At 66.8% G+C, this 15,720-nt stretch carries 15 protein-coding genes; 6 read left to right on the top strand and 9 right to left on the bottom strand.

Annotated elements, in window-relative coordinates; genetic code table 11:
• Positions 1-13: 13 nt before the first annotated feature.
• Together LK533_RS10245 and LK533_RS10240 are read left to right on the top strand one after the other, a co-directional pair.
• Positions 14-202: a hypothetical protein gene (locus LK533_RS10245; RefSeq protein ID WP_229362726.1), complete on the top strand. Its 189-nt coding sequence runs from the start codon at positions 14-16 to the stop codon at positions 200-202.
• A 76-nt stretch (positions 203-278) separates the two neighbouring features.
• Complete coding sequence (locus LK533_RS10240; protein ID WP_229362725.1) at positions 279-449, top strand: hypothetical protein; 171 nt, start codon at positions 279-281, stop codon at positions 447-449.
• 17 nt (positions 450-466) lie between these two features.
• Here LK533_RS10240 and LK533_RS10235 read toward each other — a convergent pair whose 3' ends face one another.
• Positions 467-2,113 carry a GGDEF and EAL domain-containing protein gene (locus LK533_RS10235; protein ID WP_229362723.1) on the bottom strand — a complete coding sequence of 549 codons (1,647 nt, stop codon included), beginning with the start codon at positions 2,111-2,113 and terminating at the stop codon, positions 467-469.
• Positions 2,114-2,329: 216 nt separating this feature from the next.
• Between LK533_RS10235 and LK533_RS10230 the strand changes: the two genes are divergently transcribed.
• Positions 2,330-3,121: a DUF1206 domain-containing protein gene (locus LK533_RS10230; RefSeq protein WP_229362721.1), complete on the top strand. Its 792-nt coding sequence runs from the start codon at positions 2,330-2,332 to the stop codon at positions 3,119-3,121.
• Positions 3,122-3,169: 48 nt separating this feature from the next.
• Here the strand turns inward: LK533_RS10230 and LK533_RS10225 are convergent, their stop codons facing one another.
• From LK533_RS10225 to LK533_RS10195, 7 genes are all read right to left on the bottom strand, one after another.
• A complete protein-coding gene (locus LK533_RS10225) occupies positions 3,170-3,514 on the bottom strand; it encodes a hypothetical protein (RefSeq protein ID WP_229362720.1) in 345 nt (114 codons plus the stop codon).
• Positions 3,515-3,589: 75 nt separating this feature from the next.
• A complete protein-coding gene (locus tag LK533_RS10220; RefSeq protein WP_229362719.1) occupies positions 3,590-4,576 on the bottom strand; it encodes a nuclease in 987 nt (328 codons plus the stop codon).
• Positions 4,577-4,644: 68 nt separating this feature from the next.
• The gene (locus tag LK533_RS10215; protein WP_229362718.1) at positions 4,645-7,821 is read right to left on the bottom strand and encodes a TonB-dependent receptor; all 3,177 of its coding nucleotides are present in this window, start codon (positions 7,819-7,821) and stop codon (positions 4,645-4,647) included.
• Between the two features lie 87 nt (positions 7,822-7,908).
• Positions 7,909-8,838: a FecR family protein gene (locus tag LK533_RS10210; protein WP_229362717.1), complete on the bottom strand. Its 930-nt coding sequence runs from the start codon at positions 8,836-8,838 to the stop codon at positions 7,909-7,911.
• A gap of 76 nt (positions 8,839-8,914) precedes the next feature.
• Positions 8,915-9,490: an RNA polymerase sigma factor gene (locus LK533_RS10205; RefSeq protein WP_229362716.1), complete on the bottom strand. Its 576-nt coding sequence runs from the start codon at positions 9,488-9,490 to the stop codon at positions 8,915-8,917.
• Positions 9,491-9,908: 418 nt separating this feature from the next.
• The gene (locus tag LK533_RS10200; RefSeq protein ID WP_229362715.1) at positions 9,909-10,841 is read right to left on the bottom strand and encodes a hypothetical protein; all 933 of its coding nucleotides are present in this window, start codon (positions 10,839-10,841) and stop codon (positions 9,909-9,911) included.
• Between the two features lie 565 nt (positions 10,842-11,406).
• Positions 11,407-12,117, bottom strand: coding sequence for a response regulator (locus LK533_RS10195; RefSeq protein ID WP_229362714.1), 711 nt, complete (start codon positions 12,115-12,117; stop codon positions 11,407-11,409).
• A 381-nt stretch (positions 12,118-12,498) separates the two neighbouring features.
• Between LK533_RS10195 and LK533_RS10190 the strand changes: the two genes are divergently transcribed.
• The 3 genes from LK533_RS10190 to LK533_RS10180 are packed head-to-tail and all read left to right on the top strand — an operon-like array spanning position 12,499 to position 14,878.
• Entirely contained in the window at positions 12,499-12,987 is a 489-nt protein-coding gene (locus LK533_RS10190; RefSeq protein ID WP_229362713.1) for a hypothetical protein, read from the top strand.
• A 29-nt stretch (positions 12,988-13,016) separates the two neighbouring features.
• Positions 13,017-14,507, top strand: a complete 1,491-nt coding sequence (locus tag LK533_RS10185; RefSeq protein WP_229362711.1) for a sensor histidine kinase — start codon at positions 13,017-13,019, stop codon at positions 14,505-14,507.
• A complete protein-coding gene (locus LK533_RS10180; protein ID WP_229362705.1) occupies positions 14,504-14,878 on the top strand; it encodes a hypothetical protein in 375 nt (124 codons plus the stop codon). The genes LK533_RS10185 and LK533_RS10180 overlap by 4 nt, the downstream gene beginning before the upstream one ends.
• Here LK533_RS10180 and LK533_RS10175 read toward each other — a convergent pair.
• Entirely contained in the window at positions 14,870-15,640 is a 771-nt protein-coding gene (locus LK533_RS10175) for a Crp/Fnr family transcriptional regulator (protein WP_229362703.1), read from the bottom strand. The genes LK533_RS10180 and LK533_RS10175 overlap by 9 nt on opposite strands.
• Positions 15,641-15,720: the final 80 nt, after the last annotated feature.

Below are 15,720 nucleotides of genomic sequence, written 5' to 3'. Positions count from 1 at the left end.
ATGGAGAGCCAACGTGCCTGACGGTAAGATCGTCGCCGTCGCCTTGCTCACGCGACGGGACCTGGAAGCCTTTGGAAGCTGTCTGGAGCGTGTGTTTCCGGTCGGGGAGAACGATGCGTTCGAGGCCCTGGTCGACAGACTGGAGGCCGTGCCCGCGGTCTCCTTGCCCGACGCTGGCCGGAGAACGCTGCCGTCCAGATGACAAGGGTCGCAGGCGGCGGGTGCCCGCGACCCCGGCGCAGCACGGCGCCGTACGACAGGCTTCAGGGGGACGCCGGATGAAACCGACCATGACTGCGAAGCTGATCTTCGTCCTGATCGCAGTCGCCTCGATCTTCGTGATCTGGGCAATCCTGCGGTCGTTCAACGCCGTGCCGACCACCACGCCGCGCGGGAGCCAGGCGCTTCCGGAACAAGCGGCCTATGAAGCCCAGACGAACACGCAGTGACGGTTAGCGGCTTGTTGTCACACAAGCACGCGCAGCCTTCCCCGACCCTCGGCCTTTGCCTGGTACAAGGCGGAATCAGCCCGGGCGAGGATGCCACCGGACGTGGGCGGCTGAGGCGACCAGGTCGCACCGACGCTTGCGCCGACCCGCAGGTGCGATCCGGCGACCGTGGCGAAATGCGTTTGCAGCCGGGCGGTGGCACGCTCCGCCAGCGCCTGCAGTGCGGGAAGCTCCAGGCCGACGAGCACGACCGCGAACTCGTCGCCGCCCAGGCGCGCGACCAGATCGGTCGAGCGGGTCACGGCGCGCAGCCGTTCCGCCGTTTGGGTCAGGATCGCATCCCCCGCGTCGTGACCCAGCTGATCGTTCACCTGCTTGAACCCGTCGAGATCGATCGCGAGCACCCCGCACGGACATTGCTGCGGCAGCGCCTGGAGCCGCTGGTCTAGCCCGCGACGGTTCAGAAGGCCGGTCAGCGGATCGGTGCTTGCCTGGCTTTCGGCAAGCGCGCGCCGCTCATGCTCCTCGGTGAAGTCGATGGCGACGCCGATGATCTGCTCTGGCGCACCATGGGCGTCGCGCAGGAGCCGGCGGTCGCAGCGCATCCAGCGGGTTCCCGACACCGTGTCGAGCCGATAGTCCACGGTCGATTGGTCGACCTCGCCGCGCAGGAGGGACGCCAGATCCACGCTGGCAAGGTCGTCCGGGTGAATGCGCGAGGCGTAGCTTTCCTGGTCCAGCGTCGTGGAGGCGGGGCCGCACACGAATTGCGCCAGTGCTTGCGAGGTTTCGAAACGCCCCGTCGCGACATCGAGGTGCCACGATCCGCCGGGGATCGCTGCGGTGACGAGCGAAAGCCGGGCGTTGGTTTCGATCAGCTTGCGCTCCGCCTCGCGGCGCTGGGTGATGTCCTCCACATGCGCCAGGAAGCGGACCGCGTCGCCCGTGTCATTCCGCACCACCGAAACCACCAGCTTCCCGTAGAGGAACGATCCGTCCTTGCGGACATAGCGTTTCTCCAGCCAGTACCCGTCGCGCTCCTTCCTCAGCACGCTTCGGAGAAGTTCCAGATCGGCATCGAGGTCATCGGGGTGGGTGATGTCCACGATCGAAAGGGTGGTCATCTCCTCCTGGGAGCGGGCGAGCATGGCGGCGAACGCCCGGTTCGACCGGATCAGGCGCCCCTCCAGATCCACGATCGCGTTCCCGATAGGTGCATTTTCGAACGCTTCGTTGAACATCGCCTCGCCGCGCGCGATGCGGCGCTGAAGATCGTCGCGCAGGCTGATGTCGGTCACCAGCGCGATGATGCCGATGACGTTTCCGGCGGCATCCACATCGGGCACATAGCTGCCCTGCACGCGGCGCTGCTGCTCCCCGTCGAAGATGTCATATTCGTACACCACCGGCGTGCCTGCCGCCGCCTCGCGCAGCTTGCCGGCGATCAGCGGGTAGTTGCGCTCTCCCACAATCTCCCGGACGTATTTGCCTACCATCGTGCGCCCGGACACGCCGCGCCATTCGGAATAGCGTTCGTTGGCATATCGGTAGCGAAGGTCCAGGCCGAAATAGGCCACCAGCCCGGGCAGCATGTCCAGGATATGGGAAGGCGTCGGCGCGCCCGGATCCGTATCGCCAAGGCAAGTGGGACCGTCGGGGTTCATGTCCATCGATCCCGGGTAGCACCAGGCCGTTAACAGATATCCCACCCGCCACACGGCCGTGGTGCGAACGCCCGGCAGCGCCGCCCAGGAGGGGGTTGGGATAGGCCGTGGTGCCGATGTCGCGGATCCCGCTTCCCGCCGGAATTGGCGGTCGTCGTTGCAGGCGTGGAACGGAAGCGGCGCGACCCTGTTTCTCCCCCTCACGGAGGAGCCATCATGAACGCCAGTTCGCGCCTGACATCCCTGACGCGGATCGGCTTTGCCACGCGCGGGTTGCTCTACATCGTCATCGCCATCCTGATCCTGCGGACCGGCCGGGCGGAAGATCCGAGCGGAGCACTCGAATATCTCGGCCGGGGCGGGGGCCAGCTGCTGCTGGGCGTGATGGCGGCGGGGCTGGTCGCCTATGGCATCTGGCGACTTGCGGACGCGGGCTTCGACATAGAGCGCCACGGTTCGGATCGTAAAGGCTGGCTGGAGCGGGCGGGTGCGGGGGTCAGCGGCATCGTCCACCTCTTCCTGGCATGGCAGGCCGTTCGCCTGATGCGCGGCGCGGCGCTCTCGGGCGGCGACGGGACGCAGCAGGGTGCCGAGATGGCGTTGCAGCTGCCGGGCGGCTGGGCGCTGGTGATGGTGGGCGCCGTCGTGCTGTTCGCATTGGGCGCGGTCCAGCTGGTAAAGGCCGTAAAGGGCAGCTTTCTGCGCTATCTCGAACCCCGCATCGCGCAGCGACCCTGGGCACAGTGGAGCGGCCGCGCCGGCTATGCAGCGCGAGGGCTGGTGTTCCTGATCAGCGGCTATCTGCTCCTGCGCGCCGGCCTTGAGGAACAGGCACGCGAAGCCGGCGGCATGGCGCAGGTGCTCTCCTGGCTGACCGATCCGTTCGACCTGATCGTCGGTGCCGGGTTGCTGGGCTTCGGGCTGTTCAGCCTGATCGAGGCGCGCTTCCGGCGACTACACGATGTGCCGGTCGATGCCGTCGTCCGCCGCGCGACCAGCTGGCGCTAGGGCGCGGCGGCGTCGACCCGCCGTCCAATGCTGGCAGAAGGAGCGGCGTCAGGGCTCGAGCAGGGTACTTCCGGAGGCGGGCTCGTCGCCGGCATCCTCGCGCGGGACATAGTTCACCACCCAGCGCGGCTTGCCCTCGGGCGAGAGCTCGATGTCGGGGATGCCGACGGGGTCCGTGCCCGTCTCGACCCAGCCGGCACCCAGGCAACGGTCGCACACGGCCCGCTTGCTGCGAAAGCTCACCAAGTCGATCTCGACGTTCCACTCGCCATGGCCCCGGCATACCGGGCAGCGCGCATCCAGCATGCCGTTGCGCGGCTTCAGCGGGATGATGTCGAACGCGTGGGGACTGTCCGGTCCGTCGCAGCGGACGATGTTGCTGGCGTGTGGCATTGAGGCGGTAACGCGCCGGACGGAGCCGGGGTCCCCGCACCGATCTCCACAGGGCGAGTTCCGTCAGGGGCGAGCTCAGGGAGCAGGCGCCGTACCGGTCTCCGGGTCGTAGTTCGGGCTGGACGGATCCTGCGGGCGGGCCACGCCGACGCCGGGCGTCGCGCTCTCCTTCCAGGCGCGGGTGAGCAGGTCGCGCAGCATCGCGGCGCCGGCGGCGCTGCGGCGATAGACGAAGTCGCGGCCTTCGCGGCTGGCCGGGTCCGCAAGCACCCCGCGCTTATCCAGGTCGAAGATGGTCTCGACCTCCCGGTTGCTATCCTTGAGGTAGGCGAGCACCGCGTCGAACAGGTCGCCGTCCTGCCGCTGGGGCGCACCGATCCGGCCGGAGAAGTCGGAGGGCTGGAGGTTGATCGCATCGGCATAGCCGATCTCGAACTTGCCATGGATCCCGCCGCCGGTCGCATAGCCCTTGGGATTGTCGCCGACCCAGCCTTCGCAATGGATGCTGACATGGTGGGGGTTGGCGGCGTCGGCGATGTAGTGCGACATCCAGGCGGTGTAGAAGGCCAGCGTCCGCTCGATATTGGCGGTGGGTTCGCCCTTGGACTGCTTGGAGCGCAGGCTGCGCATGCCGGCCACGATGCGCCCATAGCCCTCCATCACCGCATAGGGCAGCGTGCCCGTCCAGCGGACGTTCAGCCGCTCCGCCGCCTTGGGATCGGTCTTCCGCACGCGTTCATGCTCGCGATAGAGCGCCAGCACAAAGGCATAGCGCGAGCGCGGCACCTCGCGCAGGAACGCGAGCCGCTCGACGAACCAGGTGTGGTTCGGGTCCTCGTCGATCTTGGAGAAAGGTTCGGACGAGGAGCGCCACGTGTCGGGCGCGCCGGCCTCCTCGGCGATGAATTCGGCATGGTTGCGCAGGAACACCGGGCCGTCTTCCGGCAGGGCGGCGAGGGCCGCCTGGTCGATCACGGCATGGCCGCGCCCACCCCAGGCCAGCGCGGCGGTGGGCTGGGCTGCCAGGAGCAGCGCCATGCCGAGCAGGAGTGCGGTACGCATCGTGAGCCCTTGTGCAAAAGAAAAGGCGGCCGGCCGGACGGGACGCCCAGCCGGCCGAGGGGGGGACGTCAGAAGTTGTACGAGAGCCCGACATAGGCGCGACGGCCCGAGTAGACGCTGCCGACAAAGCGGGCCTTGGTGTCGTTGCCCAGATATTGCCACTCCTCGGACTTGGTGAGGTTGATGACCGAGGCGGTCAGCAGCACGCCGTTGGTCAGCGCATAGGAGGCGTTGATGTCGACCTGCTCATAGGGCGCGGTATAGGTGTTAAGGCCCGACGAAAGTCCGCCGACCACGGTGCCGCGGCGGTTGTACGAGGCGCGCAGCAGCAGCTTCTCGTTCTCGTAGAATGCCGACGCGTTGAACTGGGTCTTGGCGCTGCCGACCAGCGGCGAGGTGCCGACCTTTTGCCCGTCCAGCGTCACGTCCGCGGTGGAGGTGTCGTTGTAGGTGAAATTCACCTGCGCGCCCAGGCCGAAGGGCAGCGTGTGCTGCGCATAGACCTCGACGCCCTGCGACACCGCGCTCGAACCGTTGGCGACGGTCGAATAGGATTCGATGAGCACCTGCTGCCCCGCAACCTCGCGCGTCACGTCCATCACCAGCGGCACGATGAAATTGTCGACATCCTTGCGGAACAAGGTGGTGCCGATCACCGAGCCGCGGCTGAAATACCATTCCAGCCCCACGTCATATTGCCAGGCGGAAAAGGGCTTCAGCCCCGAGTTGCCGCCGCTGCCCGACCAGCCTGCGAACTCGCCGAACTGGTCGCGGTCGAACGCATAGGCGTCCGACTTGTAGGTGAGCGAACGCGAGCCCGCGAGGTCGGAGATCGCCGGCCGGGCGACGACCTTTGCGACCGCGCCGCGCAGCAGCAGGTTGGGAGTGACGTCATAGGAGACGTTCAGGCTCGGCAGGAAATCCGTGTAGGTCTTGCGCTCGTTCAGGCGCACGTTCTCGATCCGCTCGCGCTCGGCCAGGGGCAGGATCTGGCAGTTGCCGTCGGCGCCGATCGGCCGGTTCGGATCGAGCGGGCCCAGGGGACCGTTGACGCAATAATCGTCAAGATACTGGAGCCGGTCCGAGGTCTCGTCGGTCTGGGTGGTGTGGACCAACCGGGCGCCCAGGTTGCCGCGCAGGCCCCCCGTGCCGAAGTTGAGCTGGGCATAGCCGCCCCACACTTCCTCGCTCAGGTCATAGACGTTGTTCGGCTCCTCGACCTGGACCGACGCACCGTAGCGCTCGTTGATGATTTCCAGGTACCGCTCGAAGTTGATGCCTGGGTAGAGGTTGGCGCTGAAGCCGCCGTTGATGTTGCCCATCGGCGTGTCGTAGAAATATTCGGGCTGGGCGACCGCACCTGCCGCCGTGTCCTGGTAGCGCTGGGTGTTGGCGTCATCGACATACCATTCGTTGCGGCCGGTCTCGCGATGGACCTTCAGCTTGCGCCACTTGCCGCCCAGCTGGATCGAGCGCAGCAGCCCCCCGTCGAACTCGCGCGTCAGGTCGAGCTGGAGATAGGGCTGGCTGATCTCGCTGTTGGTGAAGCTGGAGGTGGTGCCGCCGACGTCGATCTGGGCGATGCCGTTCATCAGATTCTGCTGGAGCTCGGGCGAGAATTCCATGGCCACGCCCTGGTTGCTCAGGTCCCAGGCGCTCAGGAAATTGCCGTTCTGCTCCTGCCCGGTGACGGTGATGCGGGGCTTGGCGGCGACCTGGAATCGCATCGAGGGCCCGCCCTCGGACATGGTCTTGCCGACCTTCAGCACCGCTTCGAAACGGTCCCGCTTGTAGCGCGCCTCGCCCTCGTAGGTCTGCGAGTGCTGCTTCTCCTTGCTGTAGTAGCCCGTAAGGCGCGGGGTCTCCATGGTGCACATCGGCGTGCTGGTGAGGCAGCTGGCGCCGGGTACCGCGAAGGTTGCGGACTGCATGACGGTGCCGCTCTCGTCGAACGCCGCATCGCTGAAGAACTTGCCATATCCCCATTCGGGGATGGTCAGCTGGTTGAGCACATAGTCGCTGCTGTATTCGAAGCGGAAATAGTTGGCGGTCAGCGTCAGATTATCGACCGGGCGAAACTGGGCGGTCGCCTGGATGCCGAAGCGCTCACGATCCTGGTCCATGACCTCGGCGCGCACCGACTGGGGCGCCCAATAGCCGGTATAGTGGGTGCCGTCGGTCGTGCTCTGGCCGCCGCCGGTCCAGTAGGACACCGCCGCATCATTGGCGATCGGGTTGCCGTTCACGTCGGTCGCGCGCTCCAGCACATTGCCATCGGCGTCGCGATCGCTCCACCAGCGCCAGGTACCGGCGGTCGAGCGCATCTCGCGGTTGGTGCGCTTCTGATAGACGCCGCCGATCAGGAAGCCGACCGTTTCCGCCTCGTTCTTCCACGAATATTGCGCGCCGATCTGCGGCTCGAACTTGTCGCTGTTGTCCGAATAGGTGCCTTCGGCCGAGATGAAGCCGGAGCCCGAGGGCACGTCAAAGGGGCGGCGGGTGTTGAGGATGATGGTCCCGCCGATGCCGCCCTCTTCCAGCCGGGCCTCGGATGACTTGTAGACCTCGGTGCTGGCGATGAAGTTCGACGGCAGCATGACGAAGTTGAACGAGCGCTGGGGATCGCCGCTATCCGCGCCGGCCAGGAAGTTGCCGTTCAGCAGCGTCTGGGTGAGGCCGGGCTGGAGTCCGCGGATGCTGACGCGGCTGCCCTCGCCGCCGTCGCGGGTGATGACGACGCCGGGCATGCGCTGCAGCGCGTCGGCGACGTTCTTGTCGGGGAACTTGCCGATGTCCTCGGCAGTGATGACGTCGATGAAGGCGTTGGCCTGGCGCTTTTGCTGAAGGCTCTGCTCGATCGACTCGCGATAGCCGGTGACGACGATCTCGGGCTCGTCCGCGGGCTCAGCAGCCACCGCACCGGGGACGTTTCCCACCGTGTCCTGCGCAAGCGCGACCAGCTGGCCGTCGTCGCCCACGACCTTCAGCCCGGACCCTGCGATCAGGCGGCGGAGCGCCTCCTGCCGGGTCAGTGTGCCCCGCACGGCCGGCGCCACTGCGCCCCGGACCTCGTCGGCGGGATAGACGATCTTCACCCCGGCCTGCTTGGAAAAGGCGATCAGCGCCTCGCCCAGCGCCTGGCTCGGCAGGTCGAAGCGGAACGTCGCCGCCTGAGCCGGCGTGGCGACGATCGCGGTGGACGTGATCAGGGCAGCAAAAAGCGAATGGAACGTGCGAGCGGACATGCGATGAACCCCCCCTGGCGCAGAAGCGCGCCACTCGCAGGGGTGACGGCGGGGCGGGGCGCCGCCTCCAAACCGCGCGAAAAAAAATCAGCGGGTCAGCGTATACCCTGCCTCGGTGCGCAGAACCCGTGCGCCCAGCGTCAGCGATACCGCCCGCAGGAATTGGTCGGGCTGGTGAAGATCAAAGCGCCCGCCGATCTTTTCGCGCGCGAGTGCTGCGTCCGCGACCCGGATCTTGGCGGTGAGATGGCGGTTGAAGTCGGCCGCCGCCTCGGCCAGCGAGACGTCCAGGAAGACGATCTCGCCGGCGCGCCACGCGATGAGCGATGCCACGCGTTCCGCACTGCCGCGGTGGACGCGCTGCCTGCCGTCCCGGCCGATCACCAGCGTGTCGTGCGGTTGCAACGACATGCCGGCCTCGGCGCCCGGCACCGGCATGGTCGTGCCGTCGACCAGGGTCAGCTCCGTCCTGCCGGACGTCGTGCGGGCATCCACCAGTCCTGCCGCCAGCGGGAAGGACCGGTCGTTCATGCGCAGCGCCGTGGTGCCGGCCTGCCGTATGTCCAACGCCACTTCGCCGCGATCCAGCCTCACGGCATGCTCCGCGCCTGCAAACCGCCACGCCAAGGCGCTGTCGGTGTTGAGATAGGCGACGCTGCCGTCCGGCAGGACCAGCCGCCGGGTTTCCCCGACCCCGGTGGTCGCATGCTGCCAGGCATAGGCGCGGCGGGTGAGCAGCGTCGAGCCGACCATCGCCAGGGGAAGCCCCACCGCGGCTGCCCGCAACCAGCTGCGCCGGCTCGCCCGCGCAACCGCATTGGGCTCGGCGGCGCCGCTGACCGTCAGGCTTTCCCAATTGTTGACCACGCGGGCATAGGCGACCGCATGCGCGGGATCGCGGTTCCGCCACGCCTCGAACTCCTCCTGGCGCGCGGTTCCCGCATCTAGGGAGGCGAACCAGCGCGCGGCTTCCGCGACAAGGGCATCCTGACCCAGAGGATCTTTCGAGTGGTGCATGGGTCAGCGAATCCGCATCCTGATCCGATCGGATGAACGACCGGCGGCGGGCCGATGCTTATCAAGCGGCATCGGATCAGAGAAGCGCCTTGCGCGCGCCCTCCTCCGACCGCTGTGCCTCCTGCCACCGATCCTGCGGGGTCAACGCATGGGTGAGCAGTTCGACCGCGCGGGCGAGCCGCTTTTCGAAGGTGGAGACGCTGATGCCAAGATCCTGCGCGATCTCCCGCGGGGTCTCCTCGGCAAAGCGGCGCCGGACCAGGGCGACCCTGCACCGCTCCGGCAGCGCGGAAATGGCGTGCTGCACCTGGGTCATCTGGGTCTGGGCGGCCACGACCCGGAAGCTGTCGGGCGTCTCATCCGCCAGGTCCAGCATGGCGGGGGAGGGGAGCGGCTGCATGGCCACCACGCGCGCCTGCCGGATGCGGTCGATCGCAATGTTGCGGATCATGCGCATGACATAGCCCGGCGGGTTGGCGATCGCGGCCCAGCCGTCCAGCGTGAACAGCTTGGCATAGGCTTCCTGCACGACGTCGCCCGCCTCGTCCTCATGGCGCATCGTTCGCCGCGCATAATCGATGTAGGCGCGCTCGTGCGGCAGCACCTCGTCGACGAACCAGCGATCTATCGGGCGGACATTGGGCGCGGTCACGGCAAGGCTCGGCTCGATGAGGGTCAGCCGCGCCTAAGAGACCAAGATGTAACTTTCGCGACAATTGGTCCGCAAGCGCAAGCCGACGCCTCCGAGATGCGGCCGCCCACCGACGAGGCGTTCCTGCAGAAGCGGCACGAAACGCTGACGGGCGGTCCCGCACGAACGCTGGCATCGGACGGGGGCAGTCGGCGGTCCAGACGGAGGAGGTCCGCGACAACCTGTTCCACATCCACACACCGGTGGTGCAGCAGCTCGCTTCCTTGTGCCGGGATCGCATGAACGGCCGTAGGAAAGGATGGCCTTCGGGAACGGTCGTCGAAGTAGTCGCTGTGAACGTAGCTAGTCGTTGGATCCAGCCTACAAACGGCTTAGGTCCGATGGCTGGTCACCACTTGCACTGTTCGCGACGGCACCATCATGGGGCGCTTTGATCTGCGGGTTCCGATTGGTCGAGTTCGCGCTTCAACGCACTCCGGATGGCGGCCGCCCGCCTCAGCCCATAAACTCGCAGATCACCTTTGTAACGGCCCTTGAGGTATGCCAGGTCCCAACGCGTTAGCGAGGTAGGAGGGCGGCTACTCGCTGGTGCGTCCAGCACCCTGAGAATGCTCTGCGAGTTAGCCACTGTCGTTCGTAAATCGCCATCTACGACCGTGCGCATCATCGCGTAATCTGCAATCTGCGTAGCGGACTGCCTGAGCAATGCCTTGCGCTCGATAATCACGACCGACGCAGCGACAGCGCGCGTGATCATGGACAGAATCCGTGACCCACCGACGGGGCTAGCCACGACGCGGGGGCCAAACCGCCTCGCGGCAAGCGGCATGTGCTGCGGATCGAAATCGCGCTTCAACTGCCAAGCCAAAACGGGACCGCCATCAGCGCGAGGCTCCTTGTCGAGAAGATCGCCGAAGAAAATAGGCTGCTGCGCCTTGAGGAGGTCCAGGAATGCGGCAATGTCATCCACGAAGAAAACAAACGCGCTCGCAATGCACGGTCGTGCTGCCGGCCTTACACCCGCGATTTCGGCTGCTCGCCACATGCGGGCGACGACCTCCTCATTGCGAGTGTCGCTGAGACCGAAGGCAGCCGGACAGTAGATGCCGGGTTCGTACAGCGCGATAGGATCAGCGGGATTCATCTCGGTCAGCGCGTCCACATATCCGGCAATCGCCTTATCTCGCTCCTTTCTGTTCATGCCCCTGACGACGATGTCTTCCTCGCCCGATGCTGCCGGCGTTACTGGCATCTGCGGCGCTACGGCTTGGGCTTGAGCGGAATGGGAGGTGCTGAGCAGCAGGAGAGGAAGCGAAAGTCTGCAAATCCTCCTTAATTGCTGATGGCCCATATCTCAGCTCCCTCCGTCGATGTGAACCGCGCCAAGGGATCACAGGACTGCTCGAGAAGTGTCGTAGGGCTAGCAAAGAAAACAAACTATTCCACTGTCGACGTCGCGTATCGATGCGCTCACGTGACAATCACCCGAGGTCCGCTTGGCGGCGCTTGATCCGCAGCCCCTTTTTTCAACTATTTCGAGCAGGCGGAGCGCAGATATCTGAGCGTCATCCCAAGCGCGGGGCACTCGACGCCCGGCTGTTGGCCATCAGCGACCGCCGCGCGCGGGCTGCCTGCGCGTCCTGCGGACGGGAACGTGGCGGGCGAGGCCGGCGGGGCCTAGCGGGAGCGCCAGCCTTCCGCCGCCGCAAAGACGATCAGCGCGCCCAGGGTGAGCAGCGCGCCCTTCAGTTCGAGCCAGTTCAAGGCGAAGTCGAATTCCATCGTGCCATCTCCTGCACCGGGAAGGATGCAGGCGTCTGGTACAGGATGGTTTTTGCTGCAGTGCGGCGCAAATGTAGGGAAGTGTTGCTGGGCGTGCCGCGCCGTGGAGAGAGCACGGCTCGGCGCCGGAAAAACTATCCGCGCTCGACGGGCACGTTCAGCATGTAGCCGACCCCGCGAATCGTGAGGATCGGGGCCGGCTTGTCGCCGACGCTCAGCTTGCGCCGGATCCGGCTCACCAGCACGTCGACGCTCCGGTCCGAGGAATCCTCGTTGCGCGTCCGCGTCAGCTCCAGCAGCCGCTCGCGCGCGACCGTCCGCTGCGCATGCTCCAGCAGCGTTACCAGCAGGTCGAATTCGGCCGCGGTCAGCTCCACGATCGCGTTGCTGGCGGATCGCAGTTCGCGTCGCGGGAGGTTCACGGTCCAGCCGTCGAAGCGCAGGTTGTCGCCGCTGCGGCCCCCATCCTGTTGTGTGGGAGCCGCACGCCGCAGGACGGCGCGGACGCGTGCCACCAGTTCCTCGGTGCTGAAGGGCTTGGGCAGATAATCGTCCGCGCCCAGTTCCAGCCCCACCACCCGGTCTGTTTCGCTGCCCTTGGCGCTCGCGAAGATGATCGGCGTGTTGCCCTTGCGCCGGATCTCGCGGCACAGGTCGATCCCGTTCGGTCCGGGCAGCATGATGTCGAGGACGATGAGGTCGATGACGCTTGCGTCCAGGAATGCCCACATCTCGGCTGCGCCGGAGGCTGTGCGGACGACAAAGCCGTTCCCCTGAAGCGCGCGCGCGATCAGGGTTCGCAACTGGGCGTCGTCTTCCACGATCAGGATCGTCGGAGCGGCCATGGCTATCCTTTTGCTTGCCGACGGCTGCCGGTCGAAAACGCTCGTGCGCGGGACTCCCGCTCGCGAGCCAGTGGCTGCCGGGGACCCGGCGACGACGGTGCATGGAAAGGGGGCCGCGGTCGGAGCTTTGCACTCTCTGGTTCGGGTCGCGACTTCCCGGTGCCGTCCCGTTCTAGCAAAGGCGCCGGCGGTTCCAAGCACCGTGTGCACAGAAATCCGATCGCCTGCGGATTCGATCCGGCGAACGGCGAGTGGCAGGCACCGATCCCGCAGGTTTCGAGCCCGGCTGCTTCCGTCATGGACAGGGCGGCACTGCGGCGCTTTAACGCAAGACTTGTTCGATCAGGAGGGAAGATGGCCCCGAACCGCAGAGCCGCTGTTATGCTCGCAGCTCTATGTCTGAGCCTGGGCCTGCCGGCCCATGCTGGCGCCGACGCGCAGGTGGCGCAGGAGGCGCTGCCGCAACAGGACGCTCCCGGGCTGACGCTGGCGCTTCCGTCCTATGAGGAAGCGCAGCAGGCCGATGCCGCGCGGCCGGGCGGCGCCCCTTCCGGCCCGCGGGTCGAAGCCGCCCGTGCCGCGGAAGAGGCTCGGGAAGCGGCCGAAGCGGAAGCGGCGCTGGTCCGGGAAGCGAATGCGCGCGAACGCGCCACGCTTGCGTCGGAGACTGGCCGGATCGCCGCCGAGCGCGAGGCGCAGATGGCCCAGTATCGCGAACAACAGCGCGCGCACGACGAAGCGCTGACTGCCTATGCGGCCCAGGTGGCGGCCGCCGAAGCGGCGCGCAAGCGCTGGCAGGCGGATGTCGCGGCGTGCCAGGCGGGCGATTACAGCCGCTGCGGTGCCGCTCCGACACCCGCTCCGCGCTGAGCCGCTCGGTCGAAGGGAGGGAGCAACCGATGTCGCGTGAGGAACAGTGGCTGGATCTGGAGCGGCAGGTCCGGGAGCGCACCGCCGAGCTCCGGACAAGCCGCGATCTGTTGCAGGCCACGATGGACAGCTCCACCGACATGATCCAGGTGTTCGAGGCGATCCGTGACGAAAACGGCCAAGTGGTCGACTTCCGCTGGGTGCTGAACAATCACACCTCCGAAAGCCTCTACGGCGAAATACGCGGGGAAAGCCTGCTTGAGCGCAATCCGGGCGTGGTGGAGGAGGGGATCTTCGACGCCTTTCGGCGAGTGACCGAAACCGGCATCCCGGAACAGGCCGAGCGTCGCTACCAGCACGAGCAGTTCGACGGCTGGTTCTACCAAAGCGTGGTGAAGCTCAACGACGGGGTCGCGACCACCACCAAGGAGATCAGCGTCTGGAAGGCCGCGCAGGCCCAGGTGCTGCGGCTGCGCGAGGAGGTGGCCGAATCGAAACTCAGTGCAAGCGAAGGCAGGCTCGCCGCGATCTTTGCGGATGCCCCGGTCGGTTTGTCGGAGATCAGCCTGGAGGGGCGCTTCCTGCGGGTGAACGGCGAGCTGTGCCGGCTGCTGGGCAGGGAACGCGACGACCTGCTCGCCCTGACGATCCTGGACGTGACGCATCCGGACGACCTCGCGAAAAGCCTGGCAAGCGTTCAATCCGCGATCGCCACCGGGGGCGCCGGTATGGTGGACAAGCGCTATTGCCGGCCCGACGGTACGGAGGTCTGGGCCAGCAGCACCGTGTCGCTGCTCCGCGACCCCGAAGGAAAGCCGCACAGCCTCCTGGTCGCCACGGCGGACCTGAGCGCGCGGCGCGAGGCGGAGGAAGCGCTGCGCGCCAGCACAGAGCGGCAGAAGATCCTGCTGGCGGAACTGCAGCACCGGGTTCGCAACATCCTGGCCGTGACTCGCTCCATCATCAGCCGGTCGCATGACGGGGAGCGGAGCACGGAGGAATATGTCCAGCACCTCCAGGGCCGCATCTCCGCGCTTGCGCGCACGCAGGTCCTGCTGACCCGCACGGCCGGTGCGGGCGTGGACCTGGAGAACATGATCCGCGACGAATTGCTCGCCCAGGCGGCCGCGGACGCGCAGTTTACGCTGGAGGGGCCCGACATTTTGCTGTCGCCGAAGGCGGCGGAGGTGCTGACGCTGGCGGTGCACGAACTCGCCACGAACGCGATCAAATATGGCGCCTTTTCGCGCACCGGCGCGCATCTGGACCTCCGCTGGCGGGTAGAACTCCGCGAGGGACAGGACTGGCTGCTGCTCGACTGGACCGAAACCGGGGTGCCGATCGTGGAGGCGACGCCCCGTCGCCTCGGCTTCGGGTCGGAACTCATCTCCAGGCGCATTCCCTATGAACTGCGCGGGTACGGCAGTTTCGAAATCCGGCCGGGCGGGTTTGCGAGCAGAATCGAATTTCCGCTCGTTCCGGGCGAGAGCATCCTTCAGTCGGGCGGGGATCCGCGGTGACCGAGGGCGCAGACCTCCGCGGCGCCCGCATCCTCGTTCTGGAGGATGACTATTACCTCGCCTGCGACCTGCAGAATGCGCTGGAACGTGCTGGTGCCACCGTGCTGGGACCGTTTGCCGCAGAAGCGGATGCCCGGCACGCACTCGACGCGGGGCGCCCGGATTGTGCCTTTCTGGACGTGAACCTGGGGGCGGGGATTTCCTTTTGTTTCCCCGACACGCTTGCCGAACGGGCCATCCCATTCGCCTTCGTGACCGGCTATGACCGCGAAGTCATCCCCGATGCCTTCGCCACGGTCGAACGCCTGGAGAAGCCGGTGGAGGCCGCCCGGGTACAAGTAGCTGCCGCTCGCCTGCTTCGTTCAGGCTAGGCCGCGGCTGGCGCGCGCGTCGCCGTCCGGCCGGGGCAGGCACAGATAGTCCGGGTCGAACTCGGCTGCCTCCACCAGTCCGTCCCAATCGTGAATCTGCACCTCGCTGCGCGAGATCTGAGCCAGGCCCTCGTCGCGCAGGACCTTCAGCGAGCGGTTGACGTGCACCGCGGTGAGGCCAAGCGCGTCCGCCATGAGCTCTTGGGTGATCGCCAGCGGAAAGCGTCCATCCCGAACCTCACCAATGGCCCGATAGCGTAGCGCCAGCTCGCACAACAGATGCGCCACCCGCCCCCGGGCGGTGCGGCGGCCGATGTTGACCAGCCTTTGCGCGACGATGTTCCCGTCGATGATGCAGTCCCGCCACAGCGCGGCGGCCAGGATCGGGTAATCGGCCGTCAGGTCGCGCAGTGCGCCGTGCGGAATCTGGAAGATCGTGGTCGCCGAAGCTGCCAGCAGGGCTCCGGGCGCGGCGGGAAGCGCCAGCGAAAAGAGGTTCGCCATGTCGCCGGCGATGTGGAACGTGATGAGCTGGCGCCTGCCATCCTCCAGTTGCGCAAAGCGCGAGACGACGCCTTCGGCGACCAGACACGCATAGTCCACCCGTTCGCCAAGCCGGATGATCTCGCGATTGGCGGCGATCCTCTTGGGAGCAGCGGGCAGCGCCAGCACGGCCCGTTCCTGCTCCGCCGTAAGGTCGGTGTGGGCCGCGAGCTTGCCCAGGAAGAGGCGCAACGATTCGGCAGCGGCGACGAACGGCATGCGGACCTCCCGCAAGGATCTGGACACCTCGCGATCAACGAACGCGTGTTAACGCGAGTCGGGCGCATCGATGGACACCG

The organism is Sphingomonas sp. PL-96, assembly GCF_020707215.1.
In the GTDB taxonomy this organism is placed as follows: domain Bacteria; phylum Pseudomonadota; class Alphaproteobacteria; order Sphingomonadales; family Sphingomonadaceae; genus Sphingomonas.
Note: the sequence above shows the minus strand (reverse complement) of the source record. Positions and strands in the feature narration are given on the sequence as shown.

Bases quoted from the DNA above. Each gene is read 5' to 3' on its own strand.
- LK533_RS10240 (WP_229362725.1), top strand. From the start codon at position 279: ATGAAACCGACCATGACTGCGAAGCTGATCTTCGTCCTGATCGCAGTC.
- LK533_RS10235 (WP_229362723.1), bottom strand. From the start codon at position 2,113: ATGAACCCCGACGGTCCCACTTGCCTTGGCGATACGGATCCGGGCGCG.
- LK533_RS10230 (WP_229362721.1), top strand. From the start codon at position 2,330: ATGAACGCCAGTTCGCGCCTGACATCCCTGACGCGGATCGGCTTTGCC.
- LK533_RS10225 (WP_229362720.1), bottom strand. From the start codon at position 3,514: ATGCCACACGCCAGCAACATCGTCCGCTGCGACGGACCGGACAGTCCC.
- LK533_RS10220 (WP_229362719.1), bottom strand. From the start codon at position 4,576: ATGCGTACCGCACTCCTGCTCGGCATGGCGCTGCTCCTGGCAGCCCAG.
- LK533_RS10215 (WP_229362718.1), bottom strand. From the start codon at position 7,821: ATGTCCGCTCGCACGTTCCATTCGCTTTTTGCTGCCCTGATCACGTCC.
- LK533_RS10210 (WP_229362717.1), bottom strand. From the start codon at position 8,838: ATGCACCACTCGAAAGATCCTCTGGGTCAGGATGCCCTTGTCGCGGAA.
- LK533_RS10200 (WP_229362715.1), bottom strand. From the start codon at position 10,841: ATGGGCCATCAGCAATTAAGGAGGATTTGCAGACTTTCGCTTCCTCTC.
- LK533_RS10195 (WP_229362714.1), bottom strand. From the start codon at position 12,117: ATGGCCGCTCCGACGATCCTGATCGTGGAAGACGACGCCCAGTTGCGA.
- LK533_RS10190 (WP_229362713.1), top strand. From the start codon at position 12,499: ATGCTCGCAGCTCTATGTCTGAGCCTGGGCCTGCCGGCCCATGCTGGC.
- LK533_RS10185 (WP_229362711.1), top strand. From the start codon at position 13,017: ATGTCGCGTGAGGAACAGTGGCTGGATCTGGAGCGGCAGGTCCGGGAG.
- LK533_RS10175 (WP_229362703.1), bottom strand. From the start codon at position 15,640: ATGCCGTTCGTCGCCGCTGCCGAATCGTTGCGCCTCTTCCTGGGCAAG.